The 15,272-nt window shown below is 68.0% G+C and carries 10 protein-coding genes; 6 read left to right on the forward strand and 4 right to left on the reverse strand.

What is annotated here, in order from left to right; translation table 11 throughout:
* Positions 1–65 precede the first annotated feature (65 nt).
* Genes BMW87_RS21010 through BMW87_RS21020 form a run of 3 tightly spaced genes read left to right on the forward strand, consistent with a single transcriptional unit; the run spans position 66 to position 3,951 of the window.
* The gene (locus tag BMW87_RS21010; RefSeq protein ID WP_093078430.1) at positions 66–1,178 is read left to right on the forward strand and encodes a CaiB/BaiF CoA transferase family protein; all 1,113 of its coding nucleotides are present in this window, start codon (positions 66–68) and stop codon (positions 1,176–1,178) included.
* Positions 1,179–1,189: 11 nt separating this feature from the next.
* A complete protein-coding gene (locus tag BMW87_RS21015) occupies positions 1,190–2,749 on the forward strand; it encodes a long-chain-fatty-acid--CoA ligase (protein WP_093078432.1) in 1,560 nt (519 codons plus the stop codon).
* Between the two features lie 41 nt (positions 2,750–2,790).
* Positions 2,791–3,951: an acyl-CoA dehydrogenase family protein gene (locus BMW87_RS21020; RefSeq protein WP_093078433.1), complete on the forward strand. Its 1,161-nt coding sequence runs from the start codon at positions 2,791–2,793 to the stop codon at positions 3,949–3,951.
* 12 nt (positions 3,952–3,963) lie between these two features.
* Here BMW87_RS21020 and BMW87_RS21025 read toward each other — a convergent pair whose 3' ends face one another.
* From BMW87_RS21025 to BMW87_RS21040, 4 genes are all read right to left on the reverse strand, one after another.
* Complete coding sequence (locus BMW87_RS21025; protein WP_093056673.1) at positions 3,964–4,344, reverse strand: hypothetical protein; 381 nt, start codon at positions 4,342–4,344, stop codon at positions 3,964–3,966.
* 73 nt (positions 4,345–4,417) lie between these two features.
* On the reverse strand, positions 4,418–5,227 hold the full coding sequence (locus tag BMW87_RS21030) for an AP2 domain-containing protein (RefSeq protein WP_256216855.1): 810 nt from the start codon (positions 5,225–5,227) through the stop codon (positions 4,418–4,420).
* A 196-nt stretch (positions 5,228–5,423) separates the two neighbouring features.
* Complete coding sequence (locus tag BMW87_RS21035; protein WP_093056671.1) at positions 5,424–6,254, reverse strand: AP2 domain-containing protein; 831 nt, start codon at positions 6,252–6,254, stop codon at positions 5,424–5,426.
* Between the two features lie 180 nt (positions 6,255–6,434).
* Complete coding sequence (locus tag BMW87_RS21040; protein ID WP_093078436.1) at positions 6,435–9,113, reverse strand: winged helix-turn-helix domain-containing protein; 2,679 nt, start codon at positions 9,111–9,113, stop codon at positions 6,435–6,437.
* Positions 9,114–9,218: 105 nt separating this feature from the next.
* On the opposite strand from BMW87_RS21040, the gene BMW87_RS21045 reads away from it, so the two are divergent.
* The 3 genes from BMW87_RS21045 (at position 9,219) to BMW87_RS21055 (ending at position 15,267) form a co-directional block, all read left to right on the forward strand.
* A complete protein-coding gene (locus BMW87_RS21045; protein WP_093056669.1) occupies positions 9,219–10,001 on the forward strand; it encodes an SDR family NAD(P)-dependent oxidoreductase in 783 nt (260 codons plus the stop codon).
* A 145-nt stretch (positions 10,002–10,146) separates the two neighbouring features.
* The gene (locus tag BMW87_RS34760; protein WP_143062604.1) at positions 10,147–13,986 is read left to right on the forward strand and encodes a patatin-like phospholipase family protein; all 3,840 of its coding nucleotides are present in this window, start codon (positions 10,147–10,149) and stop codon (positions 13,984–13,986) included.
* A gap of 102 nt (positions 13,987–14,088) precedes the next feature.
* On the forward strand, positions 14,089–15,267 hold the full coding sequence (locus tag BMW87_RS21055; RefSeq protein WP_093078438.1) for an acetyl-CoA C-acetyltransferase: 1,179 nt from the start codon (positions 14,089–14,091) through the stop codon (positions 15,265–15,267).
* Positions 15,268–15,272: the final 5 nt, after the last annotated feature.

Consider the following 15,272-nt stretch of genomic DNA (forward strand, 5'->3'; position numbering starts at 1 on the left):
TCGCTTTGGACGATGCAGTCCCGCCGCCTCCGAGCCAAGATGCCTCCACAAACAGGAGACAGACCATGGCAGGTCCATTGCAAGGCCTTCGGGTGATCGAGATGGCGGGCATCGGCCCCGGGCCCTTCTGCGCGATGCTGTTCGCCGACATGGGCGCGGAGGTGGTCCGCATCGAGCGCCCCGGCACGCGCACCGCGCCGCACGACATCCTCGCGCGCGGGCGCAGCACGCTGCAGGTCGACCTGCGCGCGGAAGGCGCGGCGCAATCCGTGCTCGACGCCATCGAAAAGGCCGACGTGCTCATCGAGGGCTTTCGCCCCGGCGTGATGGAGCGCCTGGGCCTCGGCCCCGCCGAATGCCATGCGCGCAACCCGCGTCTGGTCTATGGCCGCATGACTGGCTGGGGCCAGCACGGCCCGCTGGCGCATGCCGCAGGCCATGACATCAACTACATCGCCATCAGTGGCGCGCTGCACGCCATCGGCCGCGCGGGCGAACCGCCGGTGCCGCCGCTCAACTACGTGGGCGACTTCGGTGGCGGCGCGATGCTGCTGGCCTTCGGCATCCTCGCCGCGCTGCACGAGGCGAAGAACTCCGGTCAGGGCCAGGTGGTCGATGCCGCCATGACCGATGGCGCGGCACTGCTGTCGGCCATGATGTACGGATTCAAGTCGGCTGGCCAGTGGAGCAACCAGCGCGGCGAGAACATGCTCGACGGCGGCGCGCACTTCTACGACACCTACGCGTGCGCCGACGGCAAGTACGTGGCCGTGGGCGCCATCGAGCCGCAGTTCTACGCGCTCATGTGCGAGCGCTGCGGCATTGCCGACGACCCCGCCTTCGACGCGCAGATGGACGCCGACCGCTGGCCGCTGCTCAAGCTGCGCATGGCCGACGTGTTCCGCACCCGTACACGCGACGAGTGGTGCGTGCTGCTCGAAGGCAGCGACGCCTGCTTCGCGCCCGTGCTCGACTGGGACGAGGCTCCGGAGCATCCGCACAACGTGGCGCGCGGCACCTTCGCCAACGTGGGCGGCGTGGTGCAGCCCGCGCCCGCGCCGCGCTTCAGCCGCACCGCGCCCGTGGTGCCCCCGGCCACGGCGCGCGATGACGGCTCCACCGTGCTGCGTCGCTGGGGCGTGGCGGCGGATGCCATTGCACCCCTGTGCGGCGCCTGAAGGAGCCCCGCATGTTCCTCACCCAACCCCTGCTCAAAGGCCGCCGCGAAAACGCCCGGGCCACCGCCGTGGTCTGCGGCAACACGCGCCTGGACTTCGGCACCTTCACCGACCGTGTCGCGCGTCTGGGCGCCGTGCTGAAGCAGCTCGGCATGGCGCGTGGCGACCGCGTCGGCATGATGAGCCTCAACTCGCACCGCTTCGTCGAATACTTCTTCGGCACCTGGTGGGGCGGCGGCGTCATCAACCCGGTCAACATCCGCTGGAATCCGAAGGAGGTTGCGTACTCGCTCGACGACTGCGACACCCGCATCCTGCTGGTCGACGACCTCTTCGCGCCCATGGTGCCCGCGCTGCGCCAGCTGTCGAAGTCGCTGCGCACCGTGGTGTATTGCGGCGACGGTGCCGTGCCCGAAGGCATGGCCGGCTACGAGGCGCTGCTGGCACAAGCGCAGCCCATCGACGACGCACCGCACAGCGGCGACGAGCTCGCGGCCATCATGTACACGGGCGGCACCACTGGCCAGCCCAAGGGCGTGATGCTCACGCACAGCAGCCTGTGCATCAATGCGCTGGGCACGGTGGCGGCATTGCCGCGCGACACGCACGACGCGGCCGCCATCGTCGCGGCGCCCATGTTCCACGTGGCCGGCTGCGGCGTGGCGTTGCAGAGCCTGCTGCGGCAGATGCCGGTGCACGTGGTGCCGATGTTCGACGAGCTGGCCGTGCTGCAGACCCTGCAGTCGGCGCGCATCACAGAGATGTTCCTGGTGCCGACCATGATCAAGCGCGTGATCGAGCATCCGCGCTTCGCCGAATTCGACCTGTCCAGCCTGCGCCTGCTGTCGTACGGCGCGGCGCCCATCGACGCGGCATTGCTCGACCAGGCCATGCGCGCCTTTCCGGGCACCGCGTTCGCGCAGGTGTACGGCATGACCGAGCTGTCGCCCGTCGTCACCGCGCTGCCGCCGCACTGCCACCTGCCCGGGCCCGACCGCGAGCGCCTGCTGCGCTCGGCGGGCACGCCGATCTCCATTGCCGAAGTGCGTATCGTCGACGGCGAAGACAACGAGCTGCCTCACGGCCAGGTCGGCGAGATCGTCGCGCGCGGCCCCATGGTCATGAAGGGCTACTGGAACAAGCCCGAGCAGACCGAGGCCGCGCTGCGCGGCGGCTGGATGCACACCGGCGACGGCGGCTACATGGACGAGCAGGGCTTCGTGTACGTGGTCGACCGCATGAAGGACATGATCGTGAGCGGCGGCGAGAACGTGTATTCGGCCGAGGTCGAGAACGCCATCGCGCAGATGCCGCAAGTGCTGATGTCCGCCGTGATCGGTGTGCCCGACGACAAGTGGGGCGAGCGCGTGCATGCGGTGATCGTGCGGCGCGAAGGCATGGCGCTGGAGGCAGAGGCGGTCATCGCCCACTGCCGCGAGCAGATCGCCGGCTACAAGTGCCCGCGCAGCGTGGAGTTCCGCGACGCGCTGCCGCTCTCGGCGGCCGGCAAGCTGCAGAAGTTCCAGCTGCGCGAACCCTTCTGGGCCGGCAGGGAGCGCCGCGTCGGCTGAGCCCCGCCAAGACCGCAAGACAACAAACCAAGGAAGACAACATGTCCATCGATTTCCGCCGCTCCTGGAGCGACGAAGACCTGGAGCTGTACCGCGACAACGTGGTGCGCTTCGTCGAGACCGAAGTGCTCCCGCATGACGAGGAGGCCCGCAAGCGCGGCCACGTGGGGCACGAGGTGTGGCGCAAGGCCGGCGCCCTGGGCCTGCTGTGCGCCGACATTCCCGAGGAATACGGCGGCGCGGGTGGCGACTTCCGCCATGAGGCCGTGGTCTACGAGGAGATGTCGCGCCGCGCGCTCACCGGTATGGCCACATCGGTGCACGCCATCGTGGCGCACTACTTCCTCAACCACGGCACCGAGGCGCAGAAGCTCCACTACCTGCCGCGCATGGCGCGCGGCGAGCTGGTGGGCGCCATCGCCATGACCGAGCCCGGCGCGGGCTCCGACCTGCAGGGCGTGCGCACCCGCGCCGAGAAGACGAAGGGCGAGAAGGACGGCGGCTACCTCATCAATGGCTCCAAGACCTTCATCACCAACGGCTTTCTCGCCGGCGTGGTGCTGGTGGTGGCCAAGACCGACCCAACGCAGGGCGCGAAGGGCACGTCGATCCTCATTGTCGAGACCGAGGGCTGCAAGGGCTTTCGAGTGGGCCGCGTGCTCGACAAGATCGGCATGAAGGCGCAGGACACCTCCGAGCTTTTCTTCGACGACGTGCGCGTGTCCGCCGATGCTCTGCTGGGCGGCGTGGAAGGGCAGGGCTTTTTCCAGCTCATGAGCGACCTGCCTTACGAGCGCACCATCATCGGCCTGAGCGCGCTGGCCACCATGGAAGGCGCCTACCAGGCCACGCTCGACTACGTGCGCGACCGCAAGGCCTTCGGCAAGCCGATCGTCGAGTTCCAGAACACCAGGTTCAAGCTGGCCGAGATCGCCACGCAGATCAAGGTGGGCCGCGCCTTCATCGACCGCTGCGTGGAAGATCTCGTGGCCGGCAAGCTCGACACCGCCACCGCCTCGATGGCCAAGCTCTGGGGCTCGGAGGCGCAGGGCCGCGTGATCGACGAGTGCCTGCAGCTCTTCGGCGGCTACGGCTTCATGAACGAGTACATGGTGGCGCGCATGTATGCCGACGCCCGGGTGCAGCGCATCTACGGCGGCACCAACGAGATCATGAAGGAAGTGATCGCCAGGGCGCTGTGAGCAGCAGCGCGCCTAGGACAGCCGCCGGATCTCCGCCCGTGCAATCTCGCGGTGGGGGTACGACGGCGAGAGGCCGATGAACTGGGTGTACTTCTCGCGCGCCGCGTCGGTGTGGCCCGCGTCTTCCAGCTCCAGCGCCTCCAGCGTGAACTGGGTGAAGAGCCGGTTGGCATCGTTCTCGCGCGCCGACGCGGCCAGCGACTTGGGCTGCAGTTCGGGTTGCGCGGCGTAGATCTGCCGCTGCACTTCGATCACTTCGATCAGCGCGCGGCCGATGCGCTGGATGTTCTCGTCCACGGGGTCGAGGCCGGTGGCCCGCACATCCGCTGCGGCCTGGTCCAGCAGATGCGAGGCCACGCGCAGCAACTGGTGGAGCTGTTTGTGCGTCGTCATGGGTGGGCCGCTCCGCGCACGCAGCAGCTTTCGGGCTTCGCCGGTTCGGCGAAGCCGGTTTCGTGCAGGGCCTTCATCCGTTGTTCCGCTTGGCGCTGGATGCCGCCGCCCGTGTGCGCGGCTTGCGCTGCGAGGCTGGCTGGGCCGCGGCTTCTTCTTCGGCACGCAGCTTGTCGGCGAGCTGGCTTGTCCGCTCGGCGATGGCCAGGCTTTTGGCCATTTCGGCGCCGTGCACCTTCACCGAGAACGCCTTGCTCACGCTGCCCTTGCCCGTGGTGTAAGTAATGGCCAGCCAGTAGCCGGGATGGCTGGGATTGGGCGTCTTGAAGTGGACGCCGCTCACGCCGCTGGTGTTGTTGCGCCGGGTGATTTCCGATTTGGAGCGCTTGGCCGTGCGCGGCCCGGGCGGATGGGCCGACAGCCCCATGCGGATCGCCTCTTCGGCCGGATGAATGCGCGCCAGCCCCGTCATGCGCTTGAGCTGCTGCGCGCGCTCCTGGATCGCCAGCGCCTGCGCGTCGTCGCCCAGGTCCGCGACGGAGAAGTCGGTGCGAAGAATCTCGTCGGGCGCGATGTAGGTCTTGGCCATCCACGCCCGCACACGGCCGCCCGGCGCGAGATGGTGGAACACGCCCGTCACGCCGGTGCTGTTGTTGGTGCGGTGTTTTTCGGCCCGCTCGCGGCGCGCCTGCGGCGGCACGCTGCGCACGATGAAGTCGCGCCAGTCCTGCGCGTGGAGCAGGGCCTGTTCCGCTCCGCCGTAGCTGGCCTTGCCGAACAGCCTGTGATGGCGAACGCCATTGCGAACGATGGAAACCTCGAAACCCCAGGACCTGGAGTAGATGCCGTACATGGCTGCCGGGTTGGGGATACCTTTGGGCATTCTCGACGTGATGCTGCTGCTTTTGCACTCAGTTTTGCTGAGTCTGATGGGCTCCCCGATTCGCTCGTCGCTCATCGGCGCGCGCATTTCGCAGCTATTTTGGCCCAAGCGCCATGACGATTCCGCGGAAGCGGTCATGCCCGGGACAATGCGGGGCGCAGCGCCGGGGATGAGGCGTGCGTTTTCGCCGGCCCTTTCACTGCTGCGGCCTTGCCTCGGCGGTGGCCAGGCCGTGCTGCCGAGCGCCTTGCTGGGCGCCCTGCCGGAAGGGAATGGTGAGCGGGTCGTTGGCGGGCGCGGTGTTCGACATCAGCTTCTGCTCGAGCTGGCGCTCGCGCTCCTCGATGGCCAGCAGCTTGGCCTTCTCCGGCCCGTGCTCCTTGATGGAGAAGGCCTTGCTCACGCTGCCCTTGCCCGCGGTGTAGGTGATGGCGAGCCAGTAGCCCGGGTGGCCCGGGTTGGGCGCCTTGAAATGCACGCCGCTCACGCCGCTGGAATTGGTGCTGCGCCTGATCTCGGACTTCGAGCGCTTGGGCGCCAGCAGTTCGGAGTGGCTGGCCGGCGGGCTCTTGCGGATCGTTTCCTCGGCCGGGTGCAGCTTCGCCAGCCCGGCCATGCGCTCCAGCTGCCGCTCACGCTCCTCGATGGCTAGCGCCTGGGCGGCCTCGCCCACAAGGTTCACGGGAAAGTCGGTGCGCAGGATCTCGTCCTGCCCGATATAGGTCTTGGCGACCCAGGCGCGCACCCTGCCGCCCGAGGCGACCTGGCAGAAGACGCCGGACACGCCGGTGGTGTTGTTGATCCGCAGCTTCTCGGCCCGGGTGCGCCGCGGCACCGGCGGCACGCTGCGCACCACGCCGTCGCGCCAGTTCTGTGCCTGCAGCAGCGCCTGCTCCTCGCCGCCGTAGCTGGCGCGGCCGAACTGCTTGTAGTAGCGCGTGCCATTGCGCACGATCGACACCTCGAAGCCCCAGGCACGAGGGTAGATGCCATACATGGCGGCGGGGTTGGGAATACCTTTGGGCATGGTGGCTTCGGCTTGCGTCGCTCTCTGTTGCTTGCGGTACCGCAGCGTTCGGAAGGCGCGGTTCCTGAGAGGGATGCTAGGGATTGCGAGGCGGCCGGGGTATCACCGGAATCCGTAGTAATCGTGACAGCCGAAGTCACCATTGATGAACTAAGTTCTACATCGAGGCCGGACAGGCTGCTACCTGATCACCCCGAGCCTGCGTGCAATGGCCACGGCCTGCGTCCGGCTCTTCGCGTCCAGCTTCATGTTGATGTTGCGCAGGTGCGTGCGCACCGTGCTGTCCGACACGAACAGCTTCTCCGCCATTGCGTTGTTCGAATAGCCCTCGGCCAGCAACTGCAGCACGCGGATTTCCTTGCGCGTCAGCGGCTCCTTCATGGCGTTGTCGCCGGTCGGCGCTTCCGCTTCGCCTGTTGCCGCCGGTCCCACGGCGTGCAGCAGCCTCTGCAGATGGTCCGCCAGGATCGGGTCGTTGGTGCTGCCGCTGCGCGGGCCCTCATGCTGCGCCGCCGCATACCGATGCACCAGCATTCCCACGGCCGGTCCCTCGTCGAGGATCAGCCGCATGAATCCTTCCTGGCTTGCCGTCTGCAGCACTTCGCCGAATTCGTTGACGGCGGCGGCCACATCGCCCACGCGCTGCAGCGCCAGCGCGCGCAGCACCTTGAGCTTGAGCACGCGCCGGTTGCGGGCCGAGGCCAGCGCGGCATGCAACTCTGCGTCGAGCACGCCCAGCGCGCCGCGTGCGTCGCCGAAGGTGATCTCCCAGCGTGCCTTCGCCAGCGCGAGATAGTCGAGGTCGTGCGCCGGCAGGCGTTGCCGCTGCTCGCGCTCCCACAGCGCGGGGTCGTCGGCGCGCAGCAGTTCGTCGTGCGATGCGGGCCCGTTGCCCTGCAGCAGCAGCATGCGCGAGCGCTCCAGCTTGGCGCCCGCCACCACGCGCGGCAATTGCCGGTGGTGGCCCAGGTATTCGAGCTCGGTCAAGGCCTGGAAGGCCGCGTCAATGTCGCCTGCATGGAAGGCGAGCCGAGAGCGCATCACGTGGCTCAGGATCATGTGGTCGGGCAGGCCCACGTCGCGCGCCAGCGGCAGGTACACGTTCAGCAGGTGCTCGGCCTGCACGAGCTGGTTGGTCTCGTACACGGCCCCTGCGTACAGCACGCCGGCCCATGCATTGCCGTGGCTGTGGTTGTAGGACACCGCATGCGTCGAATCGACCGCCATGCGCAGCCGCGCGGTGGCCTGCCGCAGGCGGCCTTCGTGCAGGTCGAACAGGCCGGCCAGCGACTCGGTATACATGCGGTTGAAGGTGCTGTTGCCCTGCTCGCGCCGAGCCACGTCGAGCAGGCGCCGCGCCTCCTGCTGGTCGCCGCGCACGGCAAGGATGTGGGACATGGCGTTGAGCAGCACGCTGTCGGCAAAGGCCAGGCCGGTCGGCAGGCGCGCCAGGCTCGGCCGGCCGGCCTCGTAGGCCTCGTCGTGCCGGTCCTGCATGGCCAGCAGCAGGGGCACTAGCGTGTGGGCGCTGGCGCGCACTTCGGCAATGGGGCTGTCGAGGCAACCCGACTGCTCCAACTGCCGCATCGCGTCCCACGGGCCATGGGTAAAGCAGGTGGCCCACAGCGAGATGGGCTGCAGGAACGGGTGTTCGCGCAGCTGATGCTCGGGTATGGCCGAGAACCAGCGCGCCAGCATGCGCATGCGGCCCTGTTCGAGGAACTGCGCCGCGTAGCTGTCGAGCAGGGTCAGCGCATACGGGTGGTCGCCGCCTTCAATGGCATGGTCGATGGCGGGCACGGGGCGGTCGTGCGCTTCGTACCAGCCCGCTGCTGCGAGGTGCAGGCGCTCCAGCTCGCCGGGTTGCTCGCGCGCCAGCTGCGCGCGCAGGAAGTCGGCAAACAGGCTGTGATAGCGCCACGCGTCGCCATCGCCGCTCACGGGCGTGACGAACAGGTTCGACGCGGCCAGCCGTTCGAGAATGGCTGCGCAGTCCACGCGCGGGCACAGCGCCTGGCACACCGATGCGTCGAGCTGCCGCAGGATGCTGGTGCGCAGCAGGAAGTCGCGTATCTCCTGCGGCTGGTGGGCGAGCACGTCTTCGGCCAGGTAGTCGGCCACGGCGCGGTCTGAGCCTGAAAAGCGTTCGACGAAACCGCTCGTGGTGCCATGCCGCTCCAGCGCCATCGACGCGAGCCAGATCGCGGCCACCCAGCCTTCGGTCTTGCGGTACAGCTGCGACAGCATGTCGGCCGGCAACGCGTGGGTTGCCTGCGCCTGGCGCAGGCTGAAGAAGGCGCTGGTTTCTTCGAGGCTGAAGCGCAGGCGGTCGGTGTCGATCTCCATCAGCTGGCCGCGCGCGCGCAGCCGCCCCAGGCCCAGGTCGGGCAGGCTGCGCGAGCCGATCACGATCTGCCCGCGTCGCGGCAGGTGCTCGATGATCTCGCGCACCAGCCCCAGCACGGCCGGCTCCTGCACTCTTTCGAAGTCGTCGAGAAACAGCGTGAAGGGCGAGTCGTGGGCGGCCAGCGCAGCCACAGCATCGAAGGGTGCATTGGCGAGCGGCTCTTCCACACCCAGGCGCTGCACGGCCTCGGCCAGGCATGCGAGAAAGCGCGATACGTCGTTGTCGGCGCGGTCCAGCGTGAGCCACGCGGTGGCAATGTCCTGCGCCTCCATGCGCTCGCGGATCTGCGCCATGGCCGTCGTCTTGCCGAAACCGGCCGGCGCCCGCACGAGCACCAGCTTCACGGCTGCCGAGGCGATCTCCTCGCTGATCGCGGTGCGCAGCACCTGCGTGGCGACGAAGGCCGGGGGGTTGAGCTTGGTTTCGAGAATCCGGGGTGTGGGGGACTGCATGCGGTGCTGCTGAAATCCCGTCGTTTCCGACGATGTGTGCGGCTGATTCTGCTTCCTAAACTGGCTGTGGACAAACCCGTCAAGACACCTCAAGGACACCAGCAGATGCAACTCGATTCCAGCATTGCAGCCGTCGTCACCGGCGGCGCCTCGGGGCTCGGCGCCGCCACCGCGCGCCGCCTTGCCAGCCACGGCGTGAAGGTCGCGCTGTTCGATCTCAACGCCGAGCAGGGCGAAGCCTTGGCCAAAGAACTGGGCGGCGTCTTCTGCAAGGTCGACGTCACATCCGAAGAGCAGGTCGACGCGGCGTTCGCCAAGGCACGCGCGGCGCACGGGCAGGAGCGCGTGCTCGTCAACTGCGCCGGCACCGGCAACGCGGTGAAGACCGCGAGCCGCGACAAGGCCACGGGCGAGATCAAGCACTTTCCGCTCGCGAATTTCGACCGCATCATCCAGATCAACCTGGTCGGCACCTTCCGCTGCATCGCCAAGTCGGCGGCCGGCATGCTCACGCTCGACATGCTGCAGGACGGCGAGCGCGGCGCCATCGTCAACACCGCCTCGGTGGCCGCGCAGGACGGCCAGATGGGCCAGGCCGCCTACACCGCATCGAAGGCCGGCATCGTCGGCATGACGCTGCCGATCGCGCGCGACCTCATGAGCGAAGGCATCCGCGTGAACACCATCCTGCCGGGCATCTTCGACACGCCGCTGCTGCAGGGCGCGCCCGACAACGTGAAGGCCGCGCTGGCGGCGTCGGTGCCGTTCCCCAAGCGGCTGGGCAACCCCGCGGAGTACGCGACGCTGGCGGAGCTGATGATCACCAACGGGTATTTCAACGGCGAAAGCGTGAGGCTCGACGGCGCTATCCGCATGGCGCCGCGCTGAGCGGTTCGACCCTCCGCACGCTCGCGCACGGACATACCTCTTATGGGGGATGTGCAGGCGCGCACCTTCCGATTGAATTCGCAGCCAGAGGCAGCATGGCCGGCCGACGCATCGGCCGCACCAGGTGCCACTGGAGGGGAATTCGATGAGCGCTATCGACGAAGAGGTGGCCAAGCGACGCGACGCGCTGGGCGATCCCGCCTTGACGGGTTCGACCCGGAAGTGGGGGCTTGCGCTTTCGGGTGGTGGCATCCGCAGCGCAACTTTCTGCCTCGGCGTCTTCAGCGCGCTCGCGCGGCGAGGGGCGCTGCTGCGCTTCGACCTGATGTCCTCGGTGTCGGGCGGCGGCTATGCAGCCTCCATGCTCGGGCGGCTCTTCAGCAGGGCGCGCAATCGCGCGGATCTCGATCGCATCCAGGACGAAGTCGGCAAGGCCGGATCGAGCTGGTTCATCTGGTGGCTGCGCGCCAACGGTCGCTACCTGATTCCGCGCGGGCCGCTCGACCGCACCTTCGCGGTGGCGCTGTACCTGCGCAACCTGCTCGGCGTGCACGTGGAACTGGGCCTGGTGTCCGTGCTGGCGGGGCTCGCGCTTGCAGCGCTGAATCTGGTGGCTTGGTGGGGCATGGCGGAAGTGGGGTACCTGCCCGGCATCGCGGGCTACTTCCAGTGGCTGGCCGAGTGGCTGCCGTCGTGGACCCCGGTGGTCTGGCTGGCGCTGCCGGTGGTCGGAGTGTTCGTGCTGGTCCATGCGTCGGCTTATTGGGCCGTGCCGTGGGTGGCGGCCACGCGCCAGCAAGGCGGCGTCTGGAGGATCTGCCTGGCCGTGCTGGTCGCGAGTGCCCTGCTGCTCGGGCTGGGCCTGACATTCGGAGATGTCCGCAGCGAGACCGGCGACGATCTCAGGAACTTTCTCTGGAGCGGTTTCGGCGTGCTGATCGCCGTCTGGTTCTTTGCCGTGCGCCTGGCGGATGGCGTGTTGACGGAGTCCGAAGACCGCGGCACGCACCAGCCGCAGTCCGACAAGGCGCGCAACCTCCTGACGAACAAGCTCGCCTTCAGTTTTCGGGTGCTGATCGTCGTGCTGGCGATCGGTCTGGCCGATCGGCTCGCATGGCATGTGGCGTTCCAGCAGATCGGGCTGGCGAGTGCGGGCATTTATCTCGCGATGGCAGCGGCAGTGTTGCGTGCGGTGCTGCCGCTGGCGTCGAACCTGGTGCCGGGGCGGTCGACGTCGAAGGCCCTCATGGCCATTGCGCATCTGCTGGGCTATTTGCTGGCCTTCCTGTTGTTCGCGTGGTGGGTGTCGCTGGTGTACAAGGCCGTGCTGGGCGGGCTGTTCGTGCCGCGCCAGGACCTGGCTTTTTCCGATGCATGGCGCATCTGGGGGCTGCTGCTGGTGCCGGTCGTGAGCTATCTCTGGTGCACGGGCAAGACGCCGGCGTTCCTGAACCTCTCGTCGCTGCATGCCTTCTACCGGGCACGGCTGATCCGCAGCTATCTGGGTGCGGCCAACGCGCAGCGTTTCGGCCAACCTTCGGCGCAGGGCGCGTACGGGGTTCTGGGGGCGTTGGACTCCGTACCGGCCGTGTTCCCGCCAAACCTGGACACCGCTTCGGTCAACACGATCGTTGCGGACGATGACGCCGATCTTGCGCACTACAAGCCGCAGGCCCCTGGAGGACCGGTCCACCTGCTCAACGTGTGCCTCAACCAGACCAAGGACCCGAGGGGGCAGCTCTTCAACCAGGACCGCCGTGGCCTGTCGTTGACCGTGGCGTCGGGCGGCTTCATGCGGGTGGGGCAGGAAGAGTGGAAAGAGCTGAAAGGCAGCGACACGCCGATGACGCTCGGCAGCTGGATGGCGGTGTCGGGTGCCGCCGTGGCACCGGGCCTGGGCAAGCTCACGCGCGGCGGGGTGGCTGCGCTGCTCGTGTTCGCGGGCGTGCGGCTGGGCTACTGGTGGCGCCAGCCGGAGAAAGACAAGAAACATTGGTCGGATTTCCTGACCAAGTCGTGGGGCCTGATGCGCGAGACGCTGGCGATCTTCGAGGGCAAGGAAGGCCGCGACTGGTTCATGACCGATGGCGGGCATTTCGAGAACACCGGCGCCTACGCGTTGCTCTCGGAACGCGCGGAAGTCATCGTCGTGGTGGATTGCGGAGCCGACCCCGACTACACCTTCGGCGATGTCGAAAACCTGGTGCGCAAGGCGCGCATCGACTTGCAGGCCGACATCGAGTTCCTGCGGCCCCGGCGGGCATTGCCGGGCGAGGTTCCGCGCGGGCTGGCGTCGGAGCCCTCGGGCTTCTACGGTGCGCTGCACGCATTCGGCTCGCTGCAGGAGCTGGCCTCGAACGCGAGCAATGCCTGCCTGGCAGTGGCCCGGATCAATTACTCCGACAGGGACGGGGTTGTGGAGGTGGGGCCGAAGCTGAAGCGGGAGCGCGGAATCCTGCTGATCGTCAAGCCGAACATGTGCAAGGGCCTGCCCATCGATCTTCAGAACTTCAAGCGGGCAGCGCCAACCTTTCCCCAGGAAACGACCGCCGACCAGTTCTTCTCGGAAGCGCAATGGGAGAGCTACTTCCGGCTCGGGCAGGTCCTGGCGCAGGACCTGAGCCCGGCATTCATCGAGGCTCTGCGCGCGGACTGCGTCAAGAACGAGCCGGCGCATTTCGTGCCGGACGACTGCTCGGTGGCCCTGTCGGGCGCTGCGCTGAACGGCGACGAGAAAGCGGCGCGCGGGCGCATCATCGGCAGCGTGGGCGCAACGGCGGTGGGTGCGTCGATCGGGCTGGGCGCGGCGGCGACGCTGGGGGTGTCCGCCTGGCAGGCGATCGACAGTGTGAAGGTGGGGAGCGCCAGCCGCGTGGACAGGGAGCGCAAGGCGCTCGATGAACTGAGCGATCTCTGGAGCAAGCTGCCTGCGGCTCTTCCTGCGAATGCCAGACCCACGCAGGTCGCCCCCCAGCTCGAGGCGCTGGCCAGCGAGCTTCTCAAGACCGCAGACACGCTGTGCCCGGCCGGCGAGGTGGACTGGTTCAAGCGCTCCGAGCTGGCCAAGCGCATCTACGCAGACACCCTCGCCGAGTGCAGCAAGGTGGTGCCTTATGTCTTTTCTCGCGCTTGCAAGGGGCTTGTGGAGGCGGAGCATCCGGAGGCGCAGAGCGGGCTTGCCGCCTGCCTCAAACAGGGGCCGGACAAGGTCGCCAAGGAGCCGCTGCCGCGCTATTGGGGCTATGACTATTCGGCCGCGGCGCCGCTCGATGGCATGCACCTTTGCAGTTCTTTCCGTGCCGAATTGCTTGTGGCCCGTAATCACTATCTGACGGATTACGGAGAGGCTGGCGATCAGAGCGCTTCGCCGTCCGGGAAGGGTGCAGGAGCGTCGAAATCGGACGGTCTTGGTGAGCGTCGCGCATGTCCCACGGTAGAGACGAAGCCAGCCGGGGCTCCGCCGGCGGTGGGTGCTCCTCCCGTGAATGCGCCGGTTCCGGCGCCGCCGCCCGCGCCGGCGGCTTCCGCGCCCGCCCCGGCTGTACCTGCCGCATCGCCACCTCCCGCCGCGCCGCTTGCACCGGCTGCTGCCGTGACGGCGCGAGCCACCTCGGCACCTGCGGCGACGTCTGGCAGCGAGGGCCCGAAGAGTGAAATCTGCAAGGGCGTGCAGGTCTACATCCAGATTTACGACGGCAGCCAGAGAGACGCCGCACGCACCTATCGTGAGGGTTGGCAGGGCATGGGCGCCAGCGTGCCTCCGATCGAGAACGTCACGGAGTCGGCGCGCAAGAACAACCTCCCGCCGCCGAGGCAGGTGAGCCAACCCACGGTGCGCTATCACGACAAGGCATCGATCGGTTGCGCCTACGCGCTGCGCCGCGATGCCAATTGGTCTGTGGAGCAGCTGTCCCCTCGACTCAAGCCGAGCAATCGCACCGTCGAGGTCTGGATTCCGACCTCGGCATCACTTCCCGCGAAGTAGGGGACGGAAAGCGGGAGTCCAAAATCGTCCGTTCCGACGACGCTGCGCCGCGGCACGGCGCCAACAATTCTCCAAACCCCAGACCCCATTGGAGAACTCCCCATGCCCGAAGCATTCATCGTCGCCGCCGCACGCACCGCCGGAGGCCGCCGCAACGGCCGCCTTGCCGGCTGGCACCCGGCCGATCTCGCCGCGCAGGTGCTCAACGCTCTGGTGGAGCGCACCGATGCCGACCCGGCACTGGTCGAAGACGTCATCATGGGCTGCGTCGACCAGGCCGGCGAACAGTCTTCCAACATCGCGCGCAACGCGGTACTGGCGTCGAAGCTGCCCGAATCCGTGCCGGCCACTTCGGTCGACCGCCAGTGCGGCTCGTCGCAGCAGGCGCTGCATTTCGCGGCGCAGGCCGTGATGTCGGGCAGCATGGACATCGTCATCGCCGCCGGCGTGGAAAGCATGACGCGCGTGCCGATGGGCATGCCCAGCACGCTGCCGCTGAAGAACGAGCTGGGCTTCTACGTGAGCCCGCTCATGGCGCAACGCTACCCCGACATCCAGTTCAGCCAGTTCACCGGCGCCGAGATGATCGCCAGGAACTACGGCATCGAGAAAGACGAGCTCGACCGCTATGCGCTGGAAAGCCACAGGCGCGCCATTGCCGCCACCCAGGCCGGCCTCTTCGAGCGCGAGATCGTGCCGATTGCGGTGCGCATGGCCGACGGCACCGAGCCCGGCGAGCTGCACACCACCGACGAGGGCATCCGCTACGATGCCACGCTGGAGAGCATTGCGGCCGTCAAGCTCATTGCCGAAGGTGGGCGCTGCACCGCCGCCACCGCCAGCCAGATCTGCGACGGCGCGAGCGGCCTGATGGTGGTGAACGAGCGCGGCCTGAAGACGCTGGGCGTGAAGCCGCTTGCGCGCATCCACCACATGAGCGTGATGGGGCACGACCCGGTGATCATGCTGGAGGCACCGCTGCCCGCCACGCAGCGCGCGCTGAAGAAGGCGGGCATGAAGATCGAGGACATCGACCTGTACGAAGTCAACGAGGCCTTCGCACCGGTGCCGCTGGCCTGGCTGCAGGCGCTGGGCGCCGACCCGGCCCGGCTGAACGTGAACGGCGGCGCGATCGCGCTGGGCCATCCGCTGGGCGCCTCGGGCACCAAGCTGATGACCACGCTGGTCCACGCGCTCGGCCAGCGCGGCAAGCGCTACGGCCTGCAGACCATGTGCGAAGGCGGCGGCATGGCCAACGTGACCATCGTCGAGCGGCTCTGAGCGCG

Origin of the sequence: Variovorax sp. OV084, assembly GCF_900111625.1 — a bacterium.
Taxonomy (GTDB): domain Bacteria; phylum Pseudomonadota; class Gammaproteobacteria; order Burkholderiales; family Burkholderiaceae_C; genus Variovorax.